At 57.8% G+C, this 3033-nt stretch carries 3 protein-coding genes; all 3 read right to left on the minus strand.

Features of this window, described 5'->3' with window-relative positions:
• Positions 1–959: 959 nt before the first annotated feature.
• The 3 genes from FJY68_13965 to FJY68_13975 all read right to left on the minus strand — a co-directional run bounded on the left by FJY68_13965 (position 960) and on the right by FJY68_13975 (position 2790).
• Positions 960–1802 (minus strand): hypothetical protein, encoded by an 843-nt coding sequence (locus FJY68_13965; GenBank protein ID MBM3332928.1) that lies wholly within the window; start codon positions 1800–1802, stop codon positions 960–962.
• 76 nt (positions 1803–1878) lie between these two features.
• Positions 1879–2400: a class I SAM-dependent methyltransferase gene (locus FJY68_13970; GenBank protein ID MBM3332929.1), complete on the minus strand. Its 522-nt coding sequence runs from the start codon at positions 2398–2400 to the stop codon at positions 1879–1881.
• A gap of 3 nt (positions 2401–2403) precedes the next feature.
• Entirely contained in the window at positions 2404–2790 is a 387-nt protein-coding gene (locus tag FJY68_13975) for a hypothetical protein (GenBank protein ID MBM3332930.1), read from the minus strand.
• Positions 2791–3033: the final 243 nt, after the last annotated feature.

The following is a 3033-nucleotide window of genomic DNA, read 5'->3' on the forward strand; positions in this document are numbered from 1 at the left end:
CGTGCGGCAAGCGTGTCAAGATCAACTCCGGTCGCCAATTCGGACGGTCCAAGCAAGCAGGGTCGGAGGCCGCTGTCGGCCGAGAACCAGGCACGCGTCGCGTTCAGCCGACTCGCCAACTCGCAAAGCGACCCTTCGCTGTTGTAGACCGGGACGACTACGGAGCATGTGGGGGCAGGACCAGCCGAGCTCATGCGCCTGGATGGACGAAGATTGAGGTCGAGGACGCGGCAAAGAGAGGTCGCTTCGTCATTCTCAACCTTAGCCTTGACCTTAACCTCCCTCACGGCAGTGGAACGCATCTTCTCCACGCAGGAATAGTACGAAACGCACGAGGAGATTCAAGGAATTCGGGGAGGAGAGTGATCCAGTGGTCTAAGGATCGAGGGATCAAGAGAGAAGAGGAATGCGGAGGGCGGCCGATAAACGAGGAACCAAGAACCAGGAACCAGAGACCAGGAACTGAGAACCAGGAACCAAGAACGCGGAACGATGAACGCGGGACGACGTGACCGAGCGCAAGTCAAAAGCCAGAAGGCAAAAGCCAAAAGGCAGAACGTGGAACCATGAACGAGAAACGCGGGGCGGGACGATGTCAGAGCACCAAAGGCAAGATGCAGAATGCAGATTGGCGGGCGGTGAACGAGGAACCAAGAACCAGGAACCAGGAACTAGAGACCAAGAGCTGAGAACCTAGAACCAAGAACGTGGAACGATGAACCACGTCTGCAGGCAGGAGTGCGGCGGCGGTCAGGAGCGAGGAACAGGTTGAGGTCAAGGCCGAGGTCCAGGGCCAGATGCAGGAAGAGGTACGGGTGGAGATGCAGCCCGAGATACGGCGCACGCTACGGCGAGAGGTGCAAGGACATCACCTGCATGGAACAGGAGGTCAGATGCGGGACGGTAGAGGAGACACGTGACACGCACAGACCGCGTCTGTCGCCCCGTACTCGGGATGCCTAGGACCGCCAGGCTCTTGGTGCGACCTTCCTCAGGAATCGCGCCATCATACCCACCATCTCGCTCGCATCGTACCTTAGCAGCAGGTAGTGACAACCCCAGAACGTCGTTCCAATCTGTATACATGTTGAGTTGATGCGTTTCAGCCTTCCCCTGTATTTTCCGCACATTCTGCACAGGCCAATGTAGAACTCCCTGCTTCTCACCCCCCATGAGTAGTGCCATAGCGCCAGCGGGTATACAACTACTGTTCCCGCATCCAGAGCTATCTGATATGACAAATCTACCGCATAGAAGTGCCAATCATCACAGGTGTCTTCATCAAAGCGATATTGCTCCCAGACTTCCTTCTTGCAGGCAAACAAGCACTCGTCTACCGTCTCGACCGCATACAACCTCTCTGGATCAAACCGTTTTGCCCTCTGAATTCTCCCTTCGCCATGGTACAGGTTAAACACTACTTCTCCTTCGTCCCGCAAGAATCCGGCCACCCCCAGGAGTGTTGGCTTGTTTGTTGGTGTCAACCTGCGGTGTATCTTCTCGATGGCGTCTCTTTCGATGAGATACAGGTCCTGGTGCATGAAGACCACTATCTCACCCCTCGCTGCAGAAGCCCCAGAGTTAAGTGCCTTTGCGGCGCTGGGAAATCTCCGGTCGGTATTGTCGATACCGATGATCTCAATCTCTTGGCGGATTGATTGAGTATCTATGTATCCGACAGCCTTTTCATATTGATCCAGACTGTTGTAGCAGATGACGATTGACGCCTTGAACCGAGGAGAACTCACGACCAACTCCTTTCGGCGTCTGTCGTCAACCCCCGCATGGGACCGGACTTGCAGATTCCCGCATCCGGTCTCACCTCGTCAGTCCCGCGGCTGATTCGAGATGTCCGGCTGAGCCCACTCTCTCAAACACTCAGCCTGACTGCAGTGCACCCCGCAGCTCTGAGTCGAGATCTCGGCAGAACTGCCTACAGTCATCGGGTACGCCTCTGCTCATCATGCCTGCAATCAAGGCGCTGTCCAGGTATTCGTAACTCAACTCCCGGTTTTTATACTCAGCTGCGATCTCCTCGGTCCGATCGCGAAGGACAGTCGAGTTCGGATCGAGGTGCGTAACTACGGCGAGGCCGCTCGGCCGGGCTGGCACGACGCGGACAGTCAAGTCGGGACGATACTTCACCAGGCAGCGGACTGTTTTCCACACGTCGCCACACCAGAAAACAGTTGCCCGGACCGGGGCGGCAACCGCCCGCGCCACGGGCAGACAGTCGTGGACCAGAACGACTGTCCGTGGATGGGAGTAGCGCTCGATGTTGATGAAGTCCCTTAGCGCCTGCTTGTACTCATGCAGCCCATCGATGAACGCCATGTCGAGCGTGGCGGATCCCAGCTCAGCGAGTGGGTCGTACCTCTCGAAGAACTCATCGGTGGTCAGAGGTTAGAGCCTGGCCCGCGATCTGATCCGGACATTGATGGCCGGCGCAGGGTCGATGCCGACCGCGCTAGTTTCGGATCCCGCCAGCGCCAGCGAGTCGCCGCGATGAACGCCGATCTCCAGATAGGTTCTTGGTCGCAGCTGCTCGTGTAGGAGCCGGAGCAGGGCCCAGTAGTGACCCCCGGGCATGAGCGCTCTGGCCATGAGTTCGTAGGCACCCCACGAGTCTCGGCAAGCGTATGGCACCTTCTTGCAGCAGGCCAGGGCCTGCTCTGGCTGGCCGTCGTCAAGAAACCGTCTTCCGCGCAGAACCTGTTGTTGCGCCCGCCGCTGCGCGATCCCATCAAGGACAACTCGGCAGGCTTTCTTCGCGCTGTCGTCGATCTTCATAGCTCTCGCTCAGACGAGTCTTCCCGCCCTGCCGACAATCCTGTGGCAGCAGCCAGCCAGCACGTGGTCATGAGATGGCACCGTCTATCATATCCAGCACTTCTCGATCAACCAGCGCATCGAACTTCCGCGCGAAGAGCTCGCTCCTGCCCATGAGGCGTTTGAAGTCGTTCTTGCCCAGAATGGCCGGGTGAGCTTGGTGCTGTGAGAAATCGGTGTATACCAGGTCGTCATTCACAAGGC

It is taken from the genome of candidate division WOR-3 bacterium, assembly GCA_016867815.1.
Taxonomy (GTDB): Bacteria; Hydrothermota; Tepidihabitantia; order Tepidihabitantales; family Tepidihabitantaceae; genus UBA2258.